The organism is Pseudomonas sp. C27(2019) (assembly GCF_008807395.1).
GTDB lineage: Bacteria > Pseudomonadota > Gammaproteobacteria > Pseudomonadales > Pseudomonadaceae > Denitrificimonas.
This window is the reverse complement of the sequence record NZ_CP043320.1, coordinates 1,926,722-1,950,208: the sequence shown is the minus strand read 5'-3', so window position 1 is coordinate 1,950,208 and position 23,487 is coordinate 1,926,722. Positions and strand designations below refer to the sequence as shown.

Here is a 23,487-nt window from a genome sequence, read left to right as displayed (position 1 = left end):
TGTGCAGCGCTGTTTGCGAGTCCGATCGCTTACAGCGCTGTGTGGTTGCCATCGTTGCAATCTCAGCTGCTTGTGCTTAGCGCGTGTTATGCGTGTGCAGAATGAAGACTAAGAGCGGGCTAAAAGTGGGTGGCGAAAAAGTAGTTAATCTAAGATGCGTGCAAAACTCAGCAATATTGGGTTTTAAACCACTATTCATGTGCCGGCTTAAAGTGATTCATCCTCATCATCGGTGACTTGGCGAATTGATAAGCGAATCTCCGCAGGTAATACGCGTTTGGCTGCATTTTCTGCCAATGCTGCGAGTTTGTCGTGATAACTGAGTTTACCGTTTGTATCTGTCTGCACCACGCCTTCATCAATCAGTGTTTGAATAAAATGACGGAATAAACTCTTATCAAAAAACTCTGGCGCATTGAGCCCATGCAAAATGGATAAGCGTTGCGCCATTACCGTGCATAAATCCTCCAATTGCTGTGCATCAAGGGCGTTTTGAGCTTTATTGAGCAATAAAGCAATCGCCATATAAAAGCGTTGTAACGTCTGTAACAGGCTGCGTGCCAACAAATTAAGTAATACATAGTGTTGTGAGCTGGGTGCTGGACGCTGATAGGTTTCGCCATCGCGCTGCAATAAGCCATGCTCGACAAAGCTGGCCAGCCACTGGTCTATCACCGCATCCAACTCATCCAGCGACCAGTGGGTAAAGAGTTCGGCTTGTATGTAGGGGTAGAGTGCACGCGCTAGTTCGATGATTTGTATGCGCGTCATCCGTGCATTGCTGTGGAAAAAACTGGCCAGTAACGCCGGTAGCGCAAATACATGCAAAACATTATTACGGTAATAGGTCATCAGCACCGCGTTGTGCTCATCAAGATAATAGATGCGCCCAAGGGCATCTTGTTGCTCGCTGATCAGCTGCATATCGCGTACATAGCGCGTAATACGTTTGCCATCACCCTCTGGCAAAGAGGTATACGGGGAGTAGGGCACGCTGCGTAACAGTGACAAGTACAGATTAATGACCCGCGCCAGAGCATTATCATCGAGTGCTAAACGCTGCGTCGATAATAGGGCCAAGGCAACCAGGTTAACCGGATTAATCGCTGCAGCGGCATTGATATGCTGGGCGATGCACGTAGCTAGGTGCTGGGTAGTGCTGCTGATGTCAGCTGAGTGTTGATTAAACTCAGGGTGGCGCCAGTTGGGCTGCTGTTGATCCATAAATTCAGTCAACTTCAGCGGTTGGCCAAAATTGACTGAGACTTGCCCGAAGCGTTGTTTACGAATCGCTGCGATAACTCGAAATATATCAAAAAAAGATTCTTTTTTCTTACTGGCGCCACGCAGCTCACCGAGGTAGGTGCGGCCTTCTAAAACCCGTTCATAACCGATATATACCGGCACAAAGACAATGGGTAAGCGCTGTGAGCGCAGAAAACTGTTTAGGGTGATGGCGAGCATGCCGGTTTTCGGCTGCAAGGTACGGCCCGTGCGTGAACGTCCGCCCTCGATAAAGTACTCCACCGGGAAGCCTCTGCTAAACAAGGTGTGCATATACTCATTAAAAACGCTGGCGTACAGCGGATTACCACGAAAGGTACGGCGCATAAAAAATGCACCGCCACGGCGTAATAAACCACCGATAACGGGCATATTAAGGTTAACCCCAGCAGCAATATGTGGCGGGGTTAAGCCATTGGTAAACAGCAGGTAGGACATCAGTAAGTAGTCAATGTGACTGCGGTGGCAGGGTACATAAATCACCTCATGGCCGTGCGCAACGTCACGTACAGCGTCGAGATTATTGACCTGAATGCCATCATAAAATTTATTCCAAAACCAGCTCAGTACTAACTCTAAAAAGCGAATGGCGGTATAGGCATAGTCTGAGGCGATTTCGTTGCCGTATTTGAGTGCGCGTTGCTGGGCTTTTACGATACTGATGCCATCTCGCTGCGCTTCTTCAATAACACGTTGATGTACCTGAGGCTGGTGAATTAACGCTTTGACTAAGTTGCGTCGGTGCGAGAGGTCAGGCCCGATGACCGCTGCTTTACTGTTACGAAAATGTACGCGCAAGAGGCGGTGCAGCATGCGTTGCGTGCGCTCTTCGCCTTTACCTTGTGCGACTAAGTCAGCCAGTTGAATGGGTGCAGAAAACTGCACACGGGTTTTATGGCCTAAAATAAGCACCTGAAAGAAACGCCGTAAGCGCCCGGTGACCGCCCAGCTATCGGCCAGCAAGAGTTTCCATGGGCTGGTTTCGCGAGCCGGTGATTGCCCCCAAAAAACCGTGACAGGCACCACTTGCACATTGTCAATTTGCCCCGATTCGACCGCTTGCACCAGTTTCTTTAAGGTGGGAGCCAGGTGTTTTTTGCTTTTACGGCCTGCCCAGTCAGGTTCAAGGCGCAAGTAAAAAAAGCTTGCCAGTTGCTCTAGTGCTGGTTCATCTAAGCGTGTGATGGGGCGGTTGAGGCCAGCTTTACGGCACTCATTATCGAGTACTACCAAATCGCTGATAGATGGTTTTTGCAGTACATACACTTGTGGGACATCGCTGCGCAAACTATGAAAAACACTGCTATCAATGCTTTCTGAGCGCACCCAAAGCAGTAATAAGCGACGTAGCAGAGAAAAATATAAACGACGAATAGAAGAAAAACTCATAAACAGCAGGTCCTAGATCAACAACAGTGTGTGCCGTAAAATAAAATGACTAAAAAATGTCATTACACGCATGCAAGGTTACGCTTTTTATATGCACTGAGCCGCTAAAAATAGGCATTGCGCTGTCATAAAGCGACAAATGTGATTTTAAAGCGGAGCGTGCCTGCTATGCTCTTTCTTTTTGCAACATGCAGTGGCACAGTTTTGCAGTTTTCTTAAAGTCGCTTTATCTGAAGCGGTCGGCCCGAAGTGATGGTGGGGTAGAGTAATAATGATCAAAGTCGCGCACTTAACAAAACGCTTTGTGCAGCACGTAGCGGTGGATGATTTATCGTTTAGTGTTGAACCGGGCGAAGTGGTGGGTTTTCTAGGCCCCAATGGTGCAGGTAAATCAACCACAATGAAAATGCTCACGGGGTTTTTGCGACCCTGCTCGGGCAGTGTCAGTATCTGTGGTTTTGATATTGGCAAACAAACCTTGCAGGCACAGCGCCTGATCGGCTATTTGCCAGAAGGCGCGCCGTGCTATGGCGACATGACGGTGCGTGCTTTTCTTAGCTTTATTGGTGAGGTCCGCGGTTATCGCGGCCAGGCGTTGCAAGAACGTGTGGATCGCGCCGTTGCTTTGCTGGAGCTTGAGCGCGTACTTGAGCAAAACATCGATACCTTATCCAAAGGCTTTAAGCGCCGTGTTGGCTTAGCGCAGGCGGTACTACATGATCCTAAAGTGCTGATTCTTGATGAGCCCACGGATGGTCTCGACCCCAATCAAAAGCATCAGGTGCGCAAGCTCATTAAGAGTTTGGCTGTAGATCGGATTGTGATTATCTCAACGCATATTTTAGAAGAGGTTAGCGCGCTCTGTACCCGTGCGATGCTGATCAGTCACGGCCGTTTACTGATTGATGAAACCCCTTATGCCTTGCAAAGCCGCTCGCGCTATCACCAAGCGGTGACCCTTCTTGCAGAACAAACGTTGGACCGTAAACTGTTACAGGCGCTGCCTGGCGTGATTGGCCTTGAGGACAATCCGTTGGATGGCAGTCTCACGGTATTGGCTGAGCCTGGGCAGGTTATTTTCCCAGCAGTAAACCAATTGATCCACGCGCAAGGCTGGCAGGTGCACGAGCTGGAAGTGGAGCGCGGCCGCTTAGATGAAGTGTTCCGCAGTTTGACCCGTGGAGATGTGGCATGAAGCAGCTACCGATTATTTTTAAGCGAGAATTTAACAGTTTTTTCGCTACGCCTTTGGCATATGTGTTTTTGCTGATTTTTCTGGTGTTGTCCGGTGTTTTTACCTTTTATTTGGGTGGTTTCTACGAAAGTGGCCAGGCCAATTTAAGTCCATTCTTTAACTTTCACCCATGGTTGTATTTGTTTTTAGTGCCAGCACTGGCCATGCGTATGTGGGCTGAAGAACGTAAAAACGGCACCATCGAACTGTTAATGACCTTGCCAATTACCCGCTTTGAAAGCGTACTAGGTAAGTTCTTGGCGGCTTGGGTATTTGCAGGCATTGCTCTGCTGCTGACTTTTCCGATGCTGCTGACGGTCAATTACTTAGGCAATCCAGATAATGGCGCGATTTTGACCGGATATATCGGCAGTTGGCTGTTGGCGGGTGCTTATTTATCAGTGGGCTCTTGCATGTCGGCCATGGCAAAAAACCAAGTGATTGCCTTTATCTTAACGGTCAGCCTGTGCTTTTTGTTTGTGGTGAGCGGCTTCTCCTTGGTTCTTGATGCCTTTAGTGGCTGGGCACCGCAGTGGCTATTGGATGCGGTTGCTTCGTTTAGCTTTTTAACGCGCTTCCAAGCGATCAGTAAAGGGGTGATTGATGTGCGAGATCTTCTTTATTTTCTAAGTTTTATTGCCGCATGGCTGATGGCCACAGCGGTTGTGATTGATTTGAAGAAGGCGAACTGAAGATGAAACGATTGATGTATTCCAGTGTTGGCCTTGTCTTCATTGCTGTGGCGTTTGTCGGCTTTAATGTCCTCTCCAATGGCCTTTTTAAAAACACTCAGCTCGATTTCACTGAGCAAAAACTCTACACCTTGTCCAGCGGAACTCAGCAGTTGCTTAGTGAGCTGCAAGAACCGATCAGCTTGCAGTACTTTTATTCCGATAAAGCCACGCGCGACGTGCCGATGCTGCGCAGCTACGCACAGCGCGTTAAGGAGTTGTTGGAGTCCTATGTGCGCATGGCCGATGGTCAATTGCGCTTAGAGGTGATTGATCCAGAAGCGTTCTCTGAGGATGAAGACCGCGCTGCAGCGCTGGGTTTGCAGGCGGTGCCGTTAGAGCAGGATGGTGCACAGTTGTATTTTGGTTTGGCGGCTGAGAATGCGCAGGGTGATCAGCAGGTCATTCCATTTTTCGCTTTAGATCAAGAAGAGCTTTTAGAGTATGAACTGAGCCGCTTAATCAGCAGCGTCGCGCAAACTGAACGTCCGGTGATTGGTGTGTTATCAGGCTTACCACTCAATGGTGGCTTTGATATGCAGGCCGGACAACCGCTGCCGGCTTGGACGATTATTGAAGAGGTGCGTCAGCAATTTGTCATTGAGAGCTTAAAAGATAATATTGATCTGATCCCAGAGCATGTCAGCACTGTATTGCTCGTGCACCCGAAAAATCTGAGTGAGGCCACCCAGTACGCCATTGATCAATTTGTTTTAGCTGGCGGTAAGTTGTTGGTGTTTGTTGACCCCTACAGCGAAGCCGATACGGGCACAGGCATGCCGGGAGAACTTGCGCTGGATAAGTCTTCAGATTTGCCAGAGCTGTTTAAAGCGTGGGGCTTGCGCATGTTGCCTGAGCAAGTGATTGGTGATGGTGTCTATGCCATGTCGGTTGGCGTCGGACCACAGCAGCGTGCGGTGCGCCACCCAGGCTGGTTGTCTTTGCCTAAAAAAGCACTCGATAGCAGTGATGTGATTACTTCACAGCTGAATGATATCACCATGGCCACTGCCGGTATTCTAGAGCCTTTAGAAAGCACTAAAACGCGCTTTACAGCGCTACTGCACAGTTCTGAATACGCCATGCCCTTTAGTGCACAACGCTTTGCCATGCTGCAAAATCCAGAAGAGCTCTTGGCCGAACTGGAGCCCACCGGTGCGCGCTATGTGCTGGCGGCGCGGATCAGTGGGCCGGCTAAAACGGCGTTTGCTGATGGTATTGAAGGACGCGAGAAGGGTTTGCAAAGCGCCGAGAATATCAATGTGATTGTCGTTGCTGATACCGATATGCTCAGTGATCGCATGTGGGTGCAGGTGCAAAACTTCTTTGGTCAACGCATGCCACAGCCTTGGGCCGATAATGGCAGCTTTACCATTAATGCGCTGGATAATTTATCTGGTTCTGATGCGTTAATTAGCGTGCGCTCGCGCGGTAATTTTAATCGCCCCTTTACTGTGGTGGATAACTTACAGCGCAGTGCGCAAGAGCGTTTTCGTAAAAAAGAGCAGCAATTACAAGCCCGCTTGGCGGCAACTGAAGAAAAACTGTTTGCTTTGCAGCAGGCCACAGATCCTGCGCAAGACTTACAGTTGACTGATGAGCAGCAAAGCACGCTGGAGCAGTTTTTAGCAGAGAAGTTGCAGTTGCGTAAGGAATTGCGTGAGGTGCGCTATCAGCTTAATGCGGATATCGAAGCGCTGGGCAGCAAGCTTAAGTTCTTTAATATTGCTGTGATGCCGATAGTGCTGACCTTTATGCTTATTTTATTTAGTTTGATGCGACGTATGCGTCGGGTACGATTGGCAAACTAAAGGCGCTCATGCCATGCACACAAAAAAGCCAGACCCATATGGAGTCTGGCTTTTTTGTGTGAGTGCAAACCGCTCGTTGGGCGTGCTGCGTTACAAATATGCTTTAGCGGCTTTTAGGTGGCGCCACTAATAAATCTTCAGGTGGGGTTTCGCATTGAATCTTATGACCCAGTAACTCTTCAATCGCTGGTAGTGCGTAGGCATCATCTTCACCGGCGAAACTGATGGATACACCCGTGGTGCCAGCGCGGCCGGTACGACCAATGCGGTGGACATAATCATCAGGATCTTCTGGCAGGGTAAAGTTGACCACATGACTGATATCATCAACGTGAATACCACGACCTGCAACATCGGTGGCAACCAACACACGCAAACGGCCTGAACGAAAGTCTTCAAGTACGCGAATACGCTTATGCTGAGCGACATCACCGGACATCTGCGCTGCGCTGATACCGTCGCGTGTTAGGCGCTCTTCGATACGACGCACTTCATCTTTACGGTTGGCAAAGACGATAACACGCGGCCAGTTATTGTTCTGAATTAGGTTGTACAGCAGTTTGTATTTGTCGCTGCCTGCCACAGCAAAGACGTGCTGTTCAATGGAGTCGCTGGCAACATGCTCAGGCTCGATTTCGACAATAGCAGGGTCTGTTGTCCATTGTTTGGACAGGTTCATTACATCTTCGGTAAAGGTCGCTGAAAACAATAGTGTTTGGCGTTCTTCTTTGTGCGGTGTCTGCCGAATAATTTGTCGAACTTGTGGGATAAAGCCCATATCCAGCATGCGGTCAGCTTCGTCTAAGACCAGCACTTCAACCATGTCTAGATGCACTTCACCGCGCTGGTTAAAGTCCAACAGACGCCCAGGTGTGGCGACCAAAATATCACAGTAACGTGATTCCAATTGGCGGCGCTGCTTATCAAAGTCCATGCCACCGACAAAACTCATGACATTGAGGTTGGTGTATTTGGTTAGAGCAATGGCGTCATTGGCAATTTGTACAACCAGTTCACGAGTTGGCGCAATAATCAGCGCGCGCGGCTCACCCATATAGCGCTCATCAGGTGGGCGCGTTTGCGTCAGCTGGCTGATCGTTGAGATTAAAAAAGCGGCTGTTTTGCCGGTGCCGGTTTGCGCACGGCCAATGGCATCTTTGCCCGCTAGCGTATGCCCGAGTACCTGTGCTTGAATTGGTGTGCAGTAGGGGAATCCTAAATCTTGAATGGCATGCATCAATTCTGGTGCAAGTGCAAAATCGTGGAAGCGGACTTTACCTTCAACCGGTTCAACAACAAAATCCTCGAGAGACCAAGGGGGTTGAATCGTCTCAGGTTTGGCTTTGCGTGGACGTGCTTTTTTAGCAACAGACTTGTTGCGCACTGTCTTTTTACTGACAGCTGGCGTTTCAGGCTCAGAGCGTGATACCTGCGGCGTGACTGGACTTTCTTTGGCTTGTTCAGTCGGCTCTGATTCTTTTTGGAAGATGTTTTTAAGTGCTTTTAGCACGGCATTCTCTTATCAGTAGTCTATAAATGAGTCGTAGTGTAAGGCATCACAGCGCTTTGGAGAAATTGTTTCACTTTTGCTGATAAAGGCAGACGCGATTACGGCCCTGTTGTTTAGCTTCATACAGTGCCTTGTCGGCTTTATTTAGCAAGTCGGATAGTTCGTCATCTGCTGACAATTGTGCGACACCGAGTGAAATAGTAACGCTGGGCAAAACTGGTTGAGTGTTGGGTAATTGCTTGAGTGAGGCTAAACAGTATCGCAATCGCTCTGCTACGTGGGACGCTTCTATCAGAGTCATTCCTGGCAGTAGTACAACAAACTCTTCACCACCGAAGCGAGCCATACTGTCATGCGGTCTAAGTTGTTCGCGTAACAGCAAAGCCGCGAATTGCAAAACAAGATCGCCGGCTAGATGACCGTGACTGTCGTTATAGATTTTAAAGTGATCGACATCGAGCATGATCATAGACAGTGGAGCGTTTCTATCAAGGCAAAATTGGCGTTCGCGTTGAAAGGCATACTCAAGCCAGCGACGATTGGGGATGCCAGTTAAGCTGTCAATGTGTGCATTTTGTTCGCTGTGCAGCAGCGAATTGTTACCGCTGCGAATACGACTGCACAGAATACGCAATAAATTATGATGAATGATCGGTGAGACATCATAGATTTGTGGCAAGTTACGCCGATGCAGGCGCACTACAGTGCTTTTTTGGCTTGCAAGCACATAAGCAGACGGGTGCTGGTGGTCGATAAAGCTGACTTCGCCCACGTAATCACCTGAGTTTAAAAAACTGATTGGCGGCGTATTGACATCACTTAAATGGATGCTGAGCTGGCCTTCAAGAATTAAGTATAAATAAGCATTGGGTTGCTCAGGACTGAGTAATAATGTGCCTTTTTCTAAAGTGTGCAGGGTAAAAAAAGCTAGAATAGTCTGTAATTTGGCATCGTCAATGTGCTGAAATAACGGGCAGTCGTTCAGTGTGTTTTTAATGCGCTGTAAGTCAAACTTATCCATACTGCAATCCCTTAAGGATGCTTTAACACTCTATAGCATGCTCAGTAGCCCAAGACTAGAAAACTTTGGATAAAAGGTTGCCGTTGCTAAACAGGTCACAGCCAAACTTGAGCCAATACTAGATAGCACTGCATAAGGTAAAAGCACCTTTAATCGGCAGACTCTAGGGTATAGCGTAGTTTGAATAGACTCAATCGTTTAGTGGCGACGTTCTCCTGGTTGTCTTTGGGCTGCTGAAGGCCGATCCGTGCAAACATTGCATATAGAGTATGGTTGCTTTTTCACACTGACTTATTCGTAAACCTACTGCAGTTGCTTGCTAAGCCATGTGCCGATGTCTGCAATTTGCTGCTGGCAAACTTCATGCTGCATGGGGTAGTCATGCCAGGTCACTGGAACGCCCCAGCTTTCAAGTTGCTGCTGCGCTGCTTGACCCATAAAAAATGGCACGACAGGATCATGGCGACCGTGCATACACAATGTTGGTGTCCGTGCCTGCAGTGGGCTGAGAGCCGATACGTTCTCAAATGTGGGGGCGTAAGTCGAGAGCGCCATAACGCCGCCTAGAGCTTCATTCCAGCGTAAAAATGCGGCGTGTAACACTACCGCGCCACCTTGTGAAAATCCGGCCAAGAACAAGCGTGTCGGGCTGATGCCGCTGTCGCGCTGCTGCTCCATAAGGGTGATCAGTTGCTGTGTAGAGGTTTCTAGTTGCTCGCTGTTAATTGCGCGCTTACCTGGGCTGATCGATAAAATGTCGTACCAGCTGGGCATCGCCATGCCGCCATTGATAGTCACCGCTTGGGTGGGTGCTTGCGGCAAGATAAAACGCGTGCTGGGCACTTGTGGCTGTAACATGCGTGCCACCGGTTCAAAGTCACTGCGGCCAGCGCCTAAACCGTGTAGCCAAATAACGCAGGCATCGGCCGGCTGTAGGGATTCAACAATTAATGCATTTTTGATCATGGATAACTCTTCTTAAAGTGTTGCCAAACACCAGTGATTTGCCGCGATTCAATTTAGGCAAGCTGGCATGATAGATTGTATCTAAGCTGGCGTCAGTGGTTAAACTATGGGGTGTATAATCCCGTAGTGCAGACTGGTTGCTGCGGATTATGGCCTGAATTGGCTTGTAAAAGCCACGTACAGATTAGGACAGGTATGACTACAGCGTTGCCGTCGCCATGGTACGTGTACTTAGTACGCGCTGATAATCGAGCGTTATATTGCGGAATTAGCCTTGATGCGCAGAAGCGTTTTGCTCAGCACTGTGCGGGCAAGGGTGCGCGGTTTTTCGCTACGAGCCCTGCTCGAGCTTTGGTGTATGTGGAAGTCTGCGCGGATAAGTCCACAGCCTTGCGCCGTGAGTTGGCGATTAAGCGTTTGTCCAAGCAGGCTAAAGAGCAATTGCTGCAGGCGCAAAGTAATCAGCTATTGGTTTCTGGAGTTTGTCGAAAGGATGCCTCGCTGGCCTAGAAGCCAGCGAGGTGAAGAAGGACTTATTGATAAGCGCCAGGAATCGGACGCAGATTAATTTCTACGCGACGGTTCTGTTGACGGCCTTGTGCAGTACCATTGTCAGCAATCGGCTGATCGGGACCAACACCGCGCACGTTCATGCGCATGCCGTTAACGCCTTGGTTGCGTAGATAATCAGCAACACTTTGCGCGCGACGTTGTGATAAGTTCATATTGTGCTGATAAGGGCCTGTGCTGTCAGTGTGACCAATGATTTCAATGGTGTTTTGATCGTATTGGTTAAATGACTGAGCAAGATTATTCAGTGTGCCGTAAAAGTTGCCTGAGATTGCTGATGAATCAGTTGCAAACGTGACATTGCCAGGCATCACTAAAGTTAAATTATCGCCGTCACGTTGCACGTCAATACCAGTGCCTTGCATGCTGCGACGAAGTTCGGCTTCCTGTTTGTCAACGTAATAACCATAACCAGCACCAGCCGCACCTGCTACTGCTGCACCAATCAGCGCGCCTTTAGCTCGGTCTTTCTTGCTTGAGGTGGCTGCACCGACTACCGCGCCACCAAGGGCACCGAGCCCACCATACACTGCGGTTTTACTCGGACCGCCTTGTTGGCCTTGCTGGCCGCCATAGGGGTTGTTATTTGCACAGCCAGCCAGTAAAACAAAAATACTGGTAGCGATCAGTGTTCGAGATGTTGAAAGTTTTAGCATAATAAAATCCTTGTTCAGCTTTATGTTGTTGGGGGGTGCTATACACAATGTAGTTTAGAGTGACATTATCGAAAATAGTTCTCAAGCGCGCACAAATGGATTGTTACGCATTTCATCAATTAGCAGTGTGTCGGTACCATGTCCTATTACTAGGGGTGGCATCCTCATCTAAGGTGTACAAGCGTTGACGAATGGAGCGTTCAGTCGTTGGGTCGCCACCGCCCTGACAACGTAGGTAATTATTTAGCGCTTCCTTTAATAACGTATCACCAGCAATTAACAGCGTATCTTGGCGCAAGCAAAAGCGTATTAAGCCAAGTGCGTTCCCCGACGTGTGCAGTGGGGTTAACGGCAAAGGTTTCGCGCATCAGTGTAGACAGTTGAGTCAATGGCTTAAACTCCGGTCAAGTCACTCTCTGTATATACCCTATAGATTAACGTATTCTTCAAATAGTATCGGTCAATGAGGAGTAACATATGATCACGTATCAAACAGGCATTCTTGCTGAGCCTGTGCCACCACTTGCACGTCATGTTTTTTTTACTTTGGAGTCAAGCGAGCAGCTCACAGCGGCGCTACAGCGTTTAGCGGCGATGGTTGATGGCGATGCCACGGTCGTTGGTTTTGGTAAGTCGTTGTTGCAAGCGCTAGATGTCCAATTGGACAGGTTGCGTGCTTTCCCAGCGATGAGTAACGCTGGCATTGATATTCCATCGACACAGCATGCCTTATGGTGTTGGCTGCGTGGTGATGACCGTGGCGAGCTATTGCATCGTACTGAAGTGATAATCACAGCGTTAGCGCCCGCTTTAAAAGTTGTGCAGGTGACGGAGTCTTTCCGTTATCTGTCTGGCCATGATTTAACGGGTTATGAGGATGGGACGGAAAACCCTGTTGAGCAGGCCGCCGTTGACGCCGCCATTGATAGTGAGTCACCGGGTGGCAGTTATGCATCGGTACAGCATTGGGTGCACGACCTAAAGGGGTTCAAAGCCTTACCGCAACAAGAGCAAGACCATATTTTTGGTCGGCGCTTAAGTGATAACGAAGAGTTGGATGATGCGCCAGAGTCCGCGCACGTCAAGCGTACCGCCATGGAGGATTTTGAGCCAGAAGCGTTTGTTGTGCGCCGCTCAATGCCGTATATCGATGGTGATGAAGCGGGTTTGGTGTTTTTATCCTTTGCTAAAACGCTGGATTTCTTTGAAATGCAGCTGCAGCGTATGATCGGTTTGGATGATGGTATTACCGATGGCTTATTTCGCTTCAGCCGCCCCATCAGCGGTGGCCATTATTGGTGCCCATCGGTTGCTAACGGTCAGTTGCAGCTGAGCGCAATACTCTAAATAAACGCTGTATAAGCCCGCTATTGATTAGTGGTCATGTGGGCTTATGCATTAATGGTTAGCTGTGATTTTTTGATGATCAACCCAGAGTAAGGTCGCCCCAGCAATCGCCGCGGGCATCGCAATCAGATTAAAAAAAGGTACCATTAAGGCTAAATACGTAATACCACCAAAGCTTAAGCTGAGCCAACGCTTAGCGCGCAGCCACTCCAGCATCAAGCCCCAGCTAACTTTGTTATTATCTGCAGGGTAGTCAATATATTGCACCGCCATCATCCAGATATTAAACAGCAGCCACAGTGGTGCAGCGATAATATTGACCCCGGGAATAAAAGATAAAATCAGCAAGCCCAGTGCGCGCGGTAAGAAATAACCCAGTTTACGCATTTCACGCCACAAGGTGCGTGGCACCATAGCCATCAACTCGGTCCAATTAAAAGGTGGGAAGTGATCCTCGCCACGAGCAATCACTTCAACTTTTTCAGCTAAAAAACCATTAAAGGGCGAAGCAATCAGGTTAGCGATGGTGGTAAAGGTAAAAAATATAATCAACAGTACCAGCAAGACAAACAGCGGCCACAAAATATAATCTAAAAATGATAGCCAGCTGGGTAGGTTAGGCATCAGTTGTGCAACCCAACCGCTAAAGCGCTGCACTGAAAAATAAATTAATCCGAAAAAAACTAGGATATTAATCGACAGTGGCAATAAAACGAATTTGCGCAAACCGGGACGCATAATCATTTTAAAACCAGCATTTAAATACTGTGGGCCGCCAAGAGGCTGAGCATGCATAACGTGTTTCCTGTCAAAGTGGCATCATGATTGAGGTTGGTAGACAATACGTGCAGAGTCAAACAGCGATTGACCGCTGTGATGTATGCTAATTGAGTATTTTAAAGTTTAGAGTTGGGTTCGCGAACCTGCAAACTGTAAGCTATGACACAGTATTTTGCCTTAGATCCCCTAGTTAGGAGTTATTTATGTCTGATGTTCGTCATTCACCAGTGCTTATTCTGGGTTCTGGTCCTGCTGGCTACAGTGCCGCAGTGTACGCTGCACGCGCCAACTTAAAACCAGTATTGATTACTGGTATGCAAGCCGGTGGTCAGTTAACCACTACCACGGAAGTCGACAACTGGCCTGGTGATCCGCAGGGGCTGACAGGGCCGGCGCTGATGCAGCGTATGCAAGAGCATGCTGAGCGTTTTGAGACAGAGATTATTTTTGATCATATCCATACCGCGCAACTGCAAAGCAAGCCCTTTACGCTGATTGGTGACAGTGGTACCTATACCTGTGATGCGTTAATTATCGCTACAGGTGCCAGTGCCCGTTACTTAGGCTTGCCATCTGAAGAAGCCTTTATGGGTAAGGGCGTTTCTGCTTGTGCGACCTGTGATGGTTTTTTCTACCGCAATCGTGAAGTGGCGGTGGTTGGCGGTGGTAATACTGCGGTTGAAGAAGCACTGTACTTATCAAACATCGCCAGCAAAGTGACTTTGATTCACCGCCGTGAAACCTTCCGCGCCGAGAAGATTTTACAAGACAAACTGCAGGCTCGCATTGCTGAAGGCAAAATTGAGCTGGCGCTGAATGCGCAAGTAGATGAAGTTCTCGGCAATGATATGGGTGTAACCGGTGTGCGTTTACTCAATAACGATGGCAGTAAGCGCGAGCTAACCGTTGATGGTTTGTTTGTTGCTATTGGTCATACGCCCAATACTGGTTTATTTGAAGGTCAGTTGGAACTAAAAGATGGCTACATGGTGGTCAAGGGCGGGCCTGAAGGTAATGCAACAGCAACCAGTATTGAAGGTGTGTTTGCCGCTGGTGATGTTGCTGATAATGTTTACCGCCAAGCCATCACCTCTGCCGGTGCAGGCTGTATGGCTGCGTTGGATGTGGAGAAATACTTAGAAAACTAAGAGGTTGCAGAGGTATTCTGAGTTCAAAAGCCGCTTTGCATTTTTTCGCAATAGCGGCTTTTTTAGTACTACATGCTGACTTTTATACTTCACCGAGGAGTTTGCGCTTATATTTAAAACTCCAAAGCGTATACATAAATGCGCTGCAAAAAAGCACTACACTGAAGAAAGTCTCAGCATAGCCGAGCCAAGCCTTGTCGGGCGAAAAACTGGCAAGCACCCCATGGACAAAATAGATATTAATTAAAATACATGCCCATATATGTGTTTTTGCAGAGCCTAGGAACATACCCAGGGCAATGATCATAAGTGGTATCAGGGCGATGCTTATAATTGCCAAGGTGCTCAAGCCAGCGCTGTTGGCTCTATTGCTGAAAAACAAATTCCACACGACTAACAGCACTGCTAGCCCAGCCAATGAGAATAGACTGATTATGCGACTGATGCGTAAGCGCGGTTCCAGCCAGCTGAGTTCTGGCAGTGGTTTTGATTGTCTTTTAGCCACGAGGCCTCTCCAGTTGTTGAGCAAATTGTGCGAGGCGTAGACCTAGTGCTGTGCATAGGCTGATCTCGTGTTCATCAAGAGGGCGTTTGCTATCGGCACCGGCGACATGACTTGGGCCATAAGGTGTGCCACCCGCTTTGGTGTTCAATAGCGCTGGTTCACTGTAAGGCAAACCGCAAATTAACATGCCGTGATGCAGTAAGGGCAGCATCATGCTTAATAGGGTGCTTTCCTGGCCGCCATGCAGGCTTGACGTTGAAGTAAAAACCCCCGCCGGTTTATTAACCAGTTGGCCAGTTAGCCACAGATTGCTGGTGCCATCTAAAAAATACTTCATGGGTGCAGCCATATTGCCAAAGCGGGTAGGGCTGCCGAGCGCCAAGCCGGCGCAGTTTTTTAAATCATCAAGGCTGGCATAGATTGCGCCTTCAGTTGGTACTTCTGGTGCCACGGCTTCGCACTCGCTGGAGACGGCTGGTACAGTGCGGATGCGTGCCTCAAGGCCGCCCTGCTCAATGCCACGGGCAATATGTCGCGCCATGTCCGCAGTGGCGCCATGGCGGCTATAATAAAGTACTAAAATATAGGGCGCTGTCATGCTAAAAGCTCCGTTAGGTTGTCCAGTGGTCGGCCAATAGCGGCACGCTGACCTACTTCTAGAATTGGGCGTTGCATCAAAATCGGTGCTTGCACCATGGCATCAATCAACTGGGCTTCACTGAGATCTGGATTATCTAAACCCATTTCGCTGTAAGCTGACTCACCGCTGCGCATAAGTTGACGCGCTGTAAGGTTGAGCTTGCTGAGCAAGGCACTCAGTTGTTGAGCATTTAGAGGTGTATCTACATAGTGAACGACAGTTGCATTGATGCCGCGTTCTTCGAGCAGGGCTAAGGCTGCACGTGATTTACTGCAGCGTGAATAATGGTACAAAATTATATCGCTCATGGGGTTACCTCAAACAATCACATGCTGCATTCTATCAGGCTAAGCCGCTGGGGCGGTACGCCTTCGCAGAAGGAAGAGAACGTTGAAAAAAATACTTATGGTTTTTTGTATGGTGCTGCTCGCAGGTTGCGATCAAGTTGAGTCACTAGGCCATGATCAACATGGCATTGACGTTACGCTATCTTCACAAGCCAAAGAGTGGCTGGTGATTAACTATTGGGCGATTTGGTGTGCGCCATGCAGAAAAGAAGTGCCAGAGCTGAATGCGTTGTCGAGCGAGCTGAGTGATCAGGGTGTGCGTGTTTTGGGGGTGAATTTTGATCAACTGCAGGGTGATAAGCTTCTAGCGGACAGTCAGCAACTGGGCATTGCTTTTTCTGTACTGAGTACGGATCCAGCAGCACGTTTTAAACTGCCTGAAACTCGCGGTTTACCGGCCACCTATATTGTTAATCCGCAAGGCCAACTGGCAGGTCAGCTACCGGGTGAGCAGAGTAAAGAAAGCATCGTTCAGGCATTACGCCAACTGGGCTGGTCAGCGCCTTAACGGGCTGACCTAGCAGGGAATGGATAGTGGTTTAAATCGCTCTTTTGCGATCATGTAATGCGCGCTGCATTTCACGATTGGAATCACGTTCTTTTTCTACGTGGCGTTTGTCGTATTCTTTTTTACCTTTACCCAGTGCTATTTCACATTTGACCAGATGGTTCTTCCAGTACAGCGCTAATGCAACGCAGGTGTAGCCTTTTTGTTGCACACCAGTGAAGAGCTTATCCAGCTCATTGCGGTTCAGCAACAACTTGCGCGTACGAGTCGGGTCGGTAATCACATGGGTACTGGCAGCCGTTAACGGACTGATATGACAGCCCATTAGCCATGCTTCGCCGTCTTTAAGTAAGACGTAACTGTCCACCAACTGAGCTTTGCCTGCACGCAAACTTTTGATTTCCCAGCCTGCCAGAGCGATACCTGCCTCCATACGCTGTTCAACAAAGTAATCGTGCAGCGCTTTTTTATTCAGCGCAATGGTGCCTTTCGGTTGTTTTTTATGTTTAGCCATAGTTAATGATTATAAGACGTTATGCAGCGTCTGGCGAGAGGCTATCGAGGAATCTTTAGGGTTTGCTTGAGAGGATGCTGCTAATGCATGACAATGGTGGTTTGTGTTATGCGCTTAAGTGGCTTTTTAGCAGTGCAACGCTGTACAGGACGTATTGCGCTGGCGCCCCGATGCTCTCACTTTAGGGGGTGTAAGCTAAAGGCTATATCAACAGAATTTATTGGTGGATGAAAAATTACTATGGCCACGCATATTCAACGTTCCGCTTTACTGCCCTACAGTGCAGCAGCGCTGTATGACTTGATTAACGATGTTTTGAGTTACCCGCAATTTTTACCTTGGTGCTCAGGTAGTGAGATTCTTGAGCAAAATGATGAGTACATGCGTGCTGCTCTAGTTATTGCTAAAGGGCCTATATCACAGCGCTTTGTGACTAAAAACACTCTGGTGCCCAATGAAAGGGTCAGTATGGCTTTAGAAGATGGCCCCTTTAGTCACTTGCAGGGTGTCTGGGAATTCAAGCCTCTGGGTGAGAAGGCGTGTAAAATCAGTTTGGATTTAGAGTTTGATTATGCTGGTCCCATTATCAAGGCCACTTTAGGACCTTTATTTACTCAAGCGGCTAACACTATGGTCGATGCATTTTGTCAGCGAGCGAAAGAAGTCTATGGATAAGCAAATGATTACAGTCGAAGTCGCCTATGCGCTGGCGCACAAACAAAAAATCGTACAGATGCAAGTAGCGCAAGGTACCAGTGCGCGTGATGCGGCGCTACGCTCTGGCTTGGATATCGATTTCCCCGATATTGATCTGCAGGGCAGTCCTTTAGGCGTTTTCGGAAAAACGATTGCTCGTCCTGAGGAGCATATTTTGCAGGCAGGTGATCGAGTAGAGATTTATCGCCCGTTGCTGGCTGACCCTAAAGAGGTACGCAAGCAACGTGCCGCACGAGCAGCACAGGCAAAAGCGGCAGAGGCTGAGCAGTAGCACGCCTCTGCATGGTCAACTCTGAAGATCAGAGTTCGCCGTTTTCTAAGCGTGACTCGGGAATAGGTGCGGCCTCCATCTCATCAACTTCACGTTGAATTTGCTCCTGCAGCGAGCCGGGGACTGGCGGCTCGATGCGCTCTTGAGTCTCGCTAGGTTCTGTTTGTGCTGTGCGCGCATCAGTCGCACTGCTAGTTGTGCTGCTTTGACCCAAAATAGCCTGATCGCGGCTTACGCCAGGAAGAAAATCACCGCCCAAACCTTGCAGTTGATTGTCATCGTTAAATATTAGGCTGATACGCTCCTGTTTGCGTGTACCGCCCGCGAGTTGGATACTGTATAAGTAATCCCAGCGATTACTATTGAAGGTATCTGCAATCAAGGGTGTGCCCATAATAAAGCGCACTTGGCGAGTGGTCATGCCGGGACGTAGTTGATCAACCATATCTTGGGTGACAACATTGCCTTGCTGAATATCAATCTTATGGACGCCGGGAAATGAACAACCAGCCAGCACTAATAAGCTGGCAAGAGTAAAACTGCGAATAATACGTGAGCTATTTTGCATTAGAGACGGACTTCCACTATCGTGAATAGGTAACAGATACGCTGATCATACCTGCATTGTGCGTCTCAGCGAAACCGCATTAGTGAGAAAATAACTATGGCTGAAAATAATGAATTACGTAAAGCGGGTTTAAAGGTCACTTTACCGCGTGTGAAAATTATGCAAATCCTTGAATCATGCGAGCCGCGCCACATGAGTGCTGAAGATGTTTACAAGGCATTGATGGATAGTGGCGAGGATGTTGGCTTGGCAACGGTGTACCGTGTATTGACGCAATTTGAAGCGGCGGGCCTCGTTATCCGTCATAACTTCGATGGTGGGCATGCGGTGTTTGAGCTTGATGATGGTGAGCACCATGATCATATCGTCTGTGTTGATTCAGGTGAAGTTTTTGAATTTTATGATGAGGAAATTGAAAAGCGTCAGCGTAAAATTGTTGCAGAGATGGGTTATGAATTAGTAGAACATGACTTGGTGCTGTACGTAAAAAAGAAATAATTGCGTGTTATTTATAGGGCATGGCGCTGTAAGTATCTGATGAGAGTGGCTTGCAGTGCATGTGCATTGCATTCATTGGTGCGAGCGGCATCACTATTTAGGATGTGTTTTGTCTAAACGCACAACGCTAAGATCAGCCCGCGCTGAGCAGTTTTATCGGCCGCCGGTGCCTAATGGGTATGTGGCGCGATCACGTTTGTATCAGCGTTTGCGTGCAGGCTTGCAAGGACGATTGATCCTTGTGTGTGCACCGGCTGGCTGCGGTAAGAGTGCGTTAAGCAGCGCCTTTTGCGATCAGTTGCCAGCGCCTTGGCGTAGTGTTTGGTTATCATTGAGCGCACGCGATAGTGATCCAGGGCGATTTTTTGAACGGTTTTTAAATGCTGTACACAGCGTCTACCCTGATGTGGGCGAGCAGGCGCTGGCACAATTAAAGACGCGTCAGGGTCACCAAGCGTTTCCTTATGAGGCTTGGCTGAACACAGTGCTAGATGAAATCAGCACAGATTTAAATGCTGATTCCCCCTTATTATTGGTACTCGACGATTATCATCTCGCGCAAAATGAGGTGTTGGATAACAACGTACAGTATCTGCTGAATCATTTGCCGGCTGGATTCTTATTGCTGGTTACCAGCCGTCAGCGCCCTAGCTGGCATTTAGCACGCTTGCGTTTGTCAGATTTGATACTTGAAATCAATGAACAAGACTTAGGTTTTAATCCAGCCGAGCTGCATACTTTATTAGCTGAGCAAGGGTATACAGAGGTCAGTGACGCTATTGTGCAAAATATTCTGCAGCGCAGTGAAGGCTGGGCAGCGGGATTACGCTTGTGGCTGCTAGCGTTAAACGGTCGAGTAAATAATGAGTATGCTTTATTAGCTGGGCCGCATGGCTCACAGGGCTTGATTCGCGACTATGTGCTTGAAGAGATCATTGCTCAGCAGCCAGAGTCAATTCAACAGTTTTTATTTGCTACTGCGACGCTTGAGCGTTTTCATGCTGGTTTGTGTGATGCCTTACGTGAGCGCCAAGATAGTGCGCAGGTCATTGAATATTTGCTCGCTCATCACGTGTTTTTAGTCCCACTGGATGAGCAGGGTGAATGGTATCGATATCACCATTTGTTTTCAGATGCTTTATTGGTGCAGCAGGCGGCCGCTACTGATATGCGCACAGTGCATGCGCGCGCTAGTGCTTGGTTTGCTGAGCATGACATGCTTAATGAGGCTGTTGAGTATGCATTGCTGGCTGAACAGCCTGAGATTGCTGCGCAATTAGTGCAGGGTTCAGCTGAGGAGCTACTGTTGGCTGAGCAAAATATAAGCATGCTTTTGCGTTGGAAAATGGATTTGCCTGATGGTGTTTTAGCCAGCACACCGCGTTTGATTGTGCTTTATTGCTGGGCGTTAGGCCTAGCCTGTCAACTGGATGCAGCAGATCAGCTGTTGGCGCAGTTGGCAAAGTTTCTACCTGCGCCTAGCCAAGCTGAGCAGATCGGCTTGCTGGCGCAATGGCAAGCGCTTAGTGGTTTGTTAGCGCGAGGTCGCGGTGATGCACAATTGGCTTGGCAGTATTGCAGTGAAGCACTCTTAAATTTGCCTGTTGAACGTCATGGTCAACGGCAAATTTGCACCTCAATACTGGGCAGTATCGCGATATTACGCGGCGATATTCTGCAAGCACGTCAGCTGGCGCGAGATAATGTTGAGTTAGCGCAGCGTGTAGGTTGTCCACTGTACACCGGCTTTGCTTTGTATGAGCGTGCTCGAGTATTGCAGCTGCGTGGCCAAATACATCGAGCCCTAGCTGTTGTGCGTGAGGGGTTAAAGTTATTGGTCGACATGCCCCGTGAGCGTGTCTATGCGGTTCGTGCACGATTAACCATGTATGAAGGGTATTTGTTAGGTATGCGTGGGCGCTCCCAAGAAGCACGGGTAAAGCTCTGTGCCGGTATCAGTGAGGCGCAAGCCTGCCGTGATGCCAGTGTGCTGATTGGTTACCGTATGCAAGCCATATTAGAAGGTGTCAGTGGGCGTGTGCCTGAAGCGTTTGCTCAACTTGCTGAAGCTGAGCGGGTCATGCATACATGGGATGTACCGAGTATTTATTACTTGGCGATGCTGACTTTGAGCAAGTGTGAGTTGTGGTTGCTGCAGGGGCAGGTGGAGCTGGCGCAACCTTGGTTGGAGCGTTTGTCCACGACTTATAATGTGCAGCACATGGATAAGGCCTCAGAGTTCCACCCGCAATTGGCGCTATATGTAGAGTTGCAAATGGCCTTGCTGGAGCGTGCGTTAGGGCAGGTAACGGCTGCAGAGCAGCGCTTGCGCGGTTTAATTGAGTACGCGCGGCAGCATGATTGTGTTGTCATTGAGCAGACGGCCCGTGTGTATTTATGTGTGCTGTTATTAGAGCAGGGTGCCAATGGTTGTGCGGCTAAGCAATTAACGCAGGCGTTACAGTTGGCGCAAGGTGGTGCTGTGTTGGCCTTTCAGCCGTTATTGAGCCAGCATGCGGCCTGGTTGCGTCAGCAGTTAGGCGTGCGTGCTCAAGATCAGGTGCGTGATGATCTTTTAGCAGCGTTGCCTGAAGCGATAGAGCAGGCGTTGGTGGGTGAGCAGCTAGTGCAATATGAGGCTTTGAGCGCTAGGGAATTGGCTGTTTTGCAATTGATTGCGCAGGGTTGTTCTAATCAGGAAGTGAGCGATAAATTATTTATTTCGCTGCATACAGTGAAGACTCATGCGCGCAATATTAACCTTAAGCTTGGTGTTGAGCGCCGCACGCAAGCTGTGGCGCGCGCGCAGGCTTTGGGTGTTTTGAGTTAAACAGAAAGTATCGTGATGAGCTTTTTTGCAGTTTTGGCGAGCTTTTTTTGTCAGGCTTTCATTTAAAATAAAGATCTTTAAGAAACAAACGAGTCCTATATCAATCGTGCTAACTACGCCGCTGATTAATGAGTACTTCGGGGTTGGTGTGACAAGCGAAGCCAAGGATGGCGCAGCGCCGGAGTTGAACCCAGGATGGGTTCATCGACGGAAAAGCACCCACCTCGGAGTACGGTATGCAACGCAATGACCAGTACACCTAAATAAAAAACTTTCAGGAACAATTGGCGCATGTTGCAGCGTGCAAGTGTTGTTCTTCCCTTAACACGCCCTCCTGGCGTGATGCGGGCGCTACGCCATCCCTGGCTTCGCTCGCCACAACACCCGCACACTGCGATTGATCATTGATATTGTTTTCAAGTCTGTAGCATGACTCTTTTAAAGCAAGATCTGTGCATGTTGCAACGTGCAAGTGTTGTTCTTCCCTTAACACGCCATCCAGGCGTGATGCGGGCGCTACGCCATCCTTGGCTTCGCTCGCCACAACACCCGCACACTGCGATTGATCATTGATATTGTTTTCAAGTCTGTAGCATGACTCTTTTAAAGCAAGATCTGTGCATGTTGCAACGTGCAAGTGTTGTTCTTCCCTTAACACGCCATCCAGGCGTGATGCGGGCGCTACGCCATCCTTGGCTTCGCTTGCCACAACACCCGCACACTGCAGTTAATCATTGATGTTGTTTTCGATTCTGTAGCACGTCTCTTTTAAAGCAGAAGCGTTGATCAGCTGTAGGGTTGCTCGTGTTCTAAAAACTCAAGAGCTCAAGCCAGCAAGAGCAAAACTAAATTTTAGAGCTCAGAACCAGAGCCAGAACAAAAATCGCCTGCCAAACTTAACGTGTAAATACAAATCTTCCAGAACCAAGCGAGTCCTATATCAATCATGCTAACTACGCCGCTGATTAACGAGTACTTCGGGGTTGGTGTGACAAGCGAAGCCAAGGATGGCGCAGCGCCGGAGTTGAACCCAGGATGGGTTCATCGACGTAAAAACACCCACCCCGGAGTACGGTATGCAACGCAATGACCAGTACACCTCAATAAAAAACTTTCAGGAACAATTGGCGCATGTTGCAGCGTGCAAGTGTTGTTCTTCCCTTAACACGCCATCCTGGCGTGATGCGGGCGCTACGCCATCCCTGGCTTCGCTCGCCACAACACCCGCACACTGCAGTTAATCATTGATGTTGTTTTCGATTCTGTAGCACGGCTCTTTTAAAGCAAGCGCATTGATCAGCGCTAGGGTTTGCACGTCCTCTAAAAACTCAAGCCAGCAAAACAAGATCAAAAGCAAACCTCAGAGCTCAGATGCAAAGTCAGACTCAGAGTCAAAAACAGAACCAGAACAAAAAAACGCACGCCAAACTGGTCGTGTAAAAAAATCTTCCAGAATCAGACGAGTCTTATATCAATCGCGCTAGCAACGTCGCTGATCAATGAGTACTTCGGGGTTGGTGTGACAAGCGAAGCCATGGATGGCGTAGCGCCGGAGTTGAACCCAGGATGGGTTCATCGACGGAAAAACACCCACCCCGGAGTACGGTATGCCATGCAAAGGCTGTTAAAACCGATGAAAAAA

The 23,487-nt window shown here is 48.7% G+C and carries 23 protein-coding genes; 11 read left to right on the top strand and 12 right to left on the bottom strand.

Annotated features, from left to right (window positions below; genetic code table 11):
• Positions 1-207: 207 nt before the first annotated feature.
• Positions 208-2,673, bottom strand: a complete 2,466-nt coding sequence (gene plsB / locus FXF61_RS08855; protein ID WP_151184921.1) for a glycerol-3-phosphate 1-O-acyltransferase PlsB — start codon at positions 2,671-2,673, stop codon at positions 208-210.
• A 271-nt stretch (positions 2,674-2,944) separates the two neighbouring features.
• Here plsB and FXF61_RS08850 point away from each other — a divergent pair, with 271 nt between their 5' ends.
• Genes FXF61_RS08850 through FXF61_RS08840 form a run of 3 tightly spaced genes read left to right on the top strand, consistent with a single transcriptional unit; the run spans position 2,945 to position 6,449 of the window.
• A complete protein-coding gene (locus tag FXF61_RS08850; RefSeq protein ID WP_151184920.1) occupies positions 2,945-3,868 on the top strand; it encodes an ABC transporter ATP-binding protein in 924 nt (307 codons plus the stop codon).
• Complete coding sequence (locus FXF61_RS08845; protein ID WP_151184919.1) at positions 3,865-4,599, top strand: ABC transporter permease subunit; 735 nt, start codon at positions 3,865-3,867, stop codon at positions 4,597-4,599. The genes FXF61_RS08850 and FXF61_RS08845 overlap by 4 nt, the downstream gene beginning before the upstream one ends.
• 2 nt (positions 4,600-4,601) lie before the next feature.
• Entirely contained in the window at positions 4,602-6,449 is a 1,848-nt protein-coding gene (locus FXF61_RS08840; RefSeq protein ID WP_151184918.1) for a Gldg family protein, read from the top strand.
• A 103-nt stretch (positions 6,450-6,552) separates the two neighbouring features.
• Here FXF61_RS08840 and rhlB read toward each other — a convergent pair whose 3' ends face one another.
• The 3 genes from rhlB to FXF61_RS08825 all read right to left on the bottom strand — a co-directional run bounded on the left by rhlB (position 6,553) and on the right by FXF61_RS08825 (position 9,943).
• Complete coding sequence (gene rhlB, locus FXF61_RS08835; protein WP_151184917.1) at positions 6,553-7,959, bottom strand: ATP-dependent RNA helicase RhlB; 1,407 nt, start codon at positions 7,957-7,959, stop codon at positions 6,553-6,555.
• A 70-nt stretch (positions 7,960-8,029) separates the two neighbouring features.
• Positions 8,030-8,980: a GGDEF domain-containing protein gene (locus tag FXF61_RS08830; RefSeq protein ID WP_151184916.1), complete on the bottom strand. Its 951-nt coding sequence runs from the start codon at positions 8,978-8,980 to the stop codon at positions 8,030-8,032.
• A gap of 303 nt (positions 8,981-9,283) precedes the next feature.
• Positions 9,284-9,943, bottom strand: a complete 660-nt coding sequence (locus FXF61_RS08825; RefSeq protein WP_151186055.1) for an alpha/beta hydrolase — start codon at positions 9,941-9,943, stop codon at positions 9,284-9,286.
• Positions 9,944-10,141: 198 nt separating this feature from the next.
• On the opposite strand from FXF61_RS08825, the gene FXF61_RS08820 reads away from it, so the two are divergent.
• Positions 10,142-10,456 (top strand): GIY-YIG nuclease family protein, encoded by a 315-nt coding sequence (locus FXF61_RS08820; protein ID WP_151184915.1) that lies wholly within the window; start codon positions 10,142-10,144, stop codon positions 10,454-10,456.
• A 23-nt stretch (positions 10,457-10,479) separates the two neighbouring features.
• On the opposite strand, the gene FXF61_RS08815 is transcribed toward FXF61_RS08820, so the two are convergent.
• Both FXF61_RS08815 and FXF61_RS15305 read right to left on the bottom strand, forming a co-directional pair.
• On the bottom strand, positions 10,480-11,172 hold the full coding sequence (locus FXF61_RS08815) for an OmpA family protein (RefSeq protein ID WP_151184914.1): 693 nt from the start codon (positions 11,170-11,172) through the stop codon (positions 10,480-10,482).
• Positions 11,173-11,287: 115 nt separating this feature from the next.
• Positions 11,288-11,470 carry a hypothetical protein gene (locus tag FXF61_RS15305; protein WP_371921489.1) on the bottom strand — a complete coding sequence of 61 codons (183 nt, stop codon included), beginning with the start codon at positions 11,468-11,470 and terminating at the stop codon, positions 11,288-11,290.
• A 179-nt stretch (positions 11,471-11,649) separates the two neighbouring features.
• On the opposite strand from FXF61_RS15305, the gene FXF61_RS08805 reads away from it, so the two are divergent.
• Positions 11,650-12,519 (top strand): Dyp-type peroxidase, encoded by an 870-nt coding sequence (locus FXF61_RS08805; RefSeq protein WP_151184913.1) that lies wholly within the window; start codon positions 11,650-11,652, stop codon positions 12,517-12,519.
• A gap of 51 nt (positions 12,520-12,570) precedes the next feature.
• Here FXF61_RS08805 and cysZ read toward each other — a convergent pair whose 3' ends face one another.
• Positions 12,571-13,314 (bottom strand): sulfate transporter CysZ, encoded by a 744-nt coding sequence (cysZ, locus tag FXF61_RS08800; protein WP_151184912.1) that lies wholly within the window; start codon positions 13,312-13,314, stop codon positions 12,571-12,573.
• A gap of 188 nt (positions 13,315-13,502) precedes the next feature.
• On the opposite strand from cysZ, the gene trxB reads away from it, so the two are divergent.
• Positions 13,503-14,447: a thioredoxin-disulfide reductase gene (gene trxB, locus FXF61_RS08795; RefSeq protein ID WP_151184911.1), complete on the top strand. Its 945-nt coding sequence runs from the start codon at positions 13,503-13,505 to the stop codon at positions 14,445-14,447.
• A gap of 82 nt (positions 14,448-14,529) precedes the next feature.
• On the opposite strand, the gene FXF61_RS08790 is transcribed toward trxB, so the two are convergent.
• Genes FXF61_RS08790 through arsC form a run of 3 tightly spaced genes read right to left on the bottom strand, consistent with a single transcriptional unit; the run spans position 14,530 to position 15,900 of the window.
• Positions 14,530-14,952, bottom strand: a complete 423-nt coding sequence (locus tag FXF61_RS08790; RefSeq protein ID WP_151184910.1) for a DUF2069 domain-containing protein — start codon at positions 14,950-14,952, stop codon at positions 14,530-14,532.
• On the bottom strand, positions 14,945-15,550 hold the full coding sequence (gene wrbA, locus FXF61_RS08785) for an NAD(P)H:quinone oxidoreductase (RefSeq protein ID WP_151184909.1): 606 nt from the start codon (positions 15,548-15,550) through the stop codon (positions 14,945-14,947). Before wrbA ends, FXF61_RS08790 begins: the two co-directional genes overlap by 8 nt.
• Positions 15,547-15,900: an arsenate reductase (glutaredoxin) gene (gene arsC / locus FXF61_RS08780; RefSeq protein WP_151184908.1), complete on the bottom strand. Its 354-nt coding sequence runs from the start codon at positions 15,898-15,900 to the stop codon at positions 15,547-15,549. Before arsC ends, wrbA begins: the two co-directional genes overlap by 4 nt.
• Before the next feature lie 82 nt (positions 15,901-15,982).
• On the opposite strand from arsC, the gene FXF61_RS08775 reads away from it, so the two are divergent.
• Positions 15,983-16,447 (top strand): TlpA family protein disulfide reductase, encoded by a 465-nt coding sequence (locus FXF61_RS08775; protein WP_371921488.1) that lies wholly within the window; start codon positions 15,983-15,985, stop codon positions 16,445-16,447.
• 31 nt (positions 16,448-16,478) lie between these two features.
• On the opposite strand, the gene smpB is transcribed toward FXF61_RS08775, so the two are convergent.
• Positions 16,479-16,961, bottom strand: a complete 483-nt coding sequence (smpB, locus tag FXF61_RS08770; RefSeq protein WP_151184907.1) for an SsrA-binding protein SmpB — start codon at positions 16,959-16,961, stop codon at positions 16,479-16,481.
• Between the two features lie 240 nt (positions 16,962-17,201).
• Here smpB and FXF61_RS08765 point away from each other — a divergent pair, with 240 nt between their 5' ends.
• Positions 17,202-17,636, top strand: coding sequence for a type II toxin-antitoxin system RatA family toxin (locus tag FXF61_RS08765; RefSeq protein ID WP_151184906.1), 435 nt, complete (start codon positions 17,202-17,204; stop codon positions 17,634-17,636).
• Positions 17,629-17,949, top strand: a complete 321-nt coding sequence (locus FXF61_RS08760) for an RnfH family protein (protein WP_151184905.1) — start codon at positions 17,629-17,631, stop codon at positions 17,947-17,949. The genes FXF61_RS08765 and FXF61_RS08760 overlap by 8 nt, the downstream gene beginning before the upstream one ends.
• Positions 17,950-17,977: 28 nt before the next feature.
• On the opposite strand, the gene FXF61_RS08755 is transcribed toward FXF61_RS08760, so the two are convergent.
• Positions 17,978-18,517: an outer membrane protein assembly factor BamE gene (locus FXF61_RS08755; protein WP_151184904.1), complete on the bottom strand. Its 540-nt coding sequence runs from the start codon at positions 18,515-18,517 to the stop codon at positions 17,978-17,980.
• A gap of 96 nt (positions 18,518-18,613) precedes the next feature.
• Here FXF61_RS08755 and fur point away from each other — a divergent pair, with 96 nt between their 5' ends.
• Positions 18,614-19,015, top strand: coding sequence for a ferric iron uptake transcriptional regulator (fur, locus tag FXF61_RS08750; RefSeq protein ID WP_151184903.1), 402 nt, complete (start codon positions 18,614-18,616; stop codon positions 19,013-19,015).
• Positions 19,016-19,124: 109 nt separating this feature from the next.
• On the top strand, positions 19,125-21,845 hold the full coding sequence (locus FXF61_RS08745; protein ID WP_151184902.1) for a LuxR C-terminal-related transcriptional regulator: 2,721 nt from the start codon (positions 19,125-19,127) through the stop codon (positions 21,843-21,845).
• Positions 21,846-23,487 lie beyond the last annotated feature (1,642 nt).